1 protein-coding gene is annotated in these 508 nt (G+C 53.0%); it reads left to right on the forward strand.

The annotated features are described in order from the left end of the window. The coding region (locus HK20_RS05400; protein WP_143296454.1) for a transposase at positions 1-374 on the forward strand (374 nt) is incomplete at its 5' end. Between the last annotated feature and the right edge of the window lie 134 nt (positions 375-508).

Below are 508 nucleotides of genomic sequence, written 5' to 3' on the forward strand. Positions count from 1 at the left end.
CCGCCGCCAGTGATGGTGCGCGATTGAGAGAGGGGCTGCTGGATAAAACCAATACGGCCTCAAGCGTCTGGGCTGATACAGCGTATCGCTCAAAAGCCAATGAAGACTTCATGGAAAAGCATGGCTTTGTCTCAAAGGTTCATCGCAAAAAGCCGCATCTCAAACCCATGCCACTCCATATCCACCGGTCCAATGCAGGAAAGTCCATGATCCGCTCGCGTGTCGAGCATGTTTTTGCCGACCAGAAATCACAGACGGGATTGTTCATCCGAACTGTCGGTATTACCCGGGCCACCATGAGGATCGGGCTGGCCAATATCGTCTACAACATGCGCCGCTTCCTCTTCCTGCAGCGGATCAGCACCACAGCGTAGCTATCAAGCGGGTAACAGCTCCCAATCTGCTCAAAACGCAGACCGGATGCCATCGCAAAAACCGTCAATCAAATCGCCAAAAGCCAGAAATTACCCGCCAAGCACATCAATCAACGGTTCTTCGATCCCTCCAG

It is taken from the genome of Acetobacter sp. DsW_54, from assembly GCF_002153575.1.
Taxonomy (GTDB): domain Bacteria; phylum Pseudomonadota; class Alphaproteobacteria; order Acetobacterales; family Acetobacteraceae; genus Acetobacter; species Acetobacter fabarum.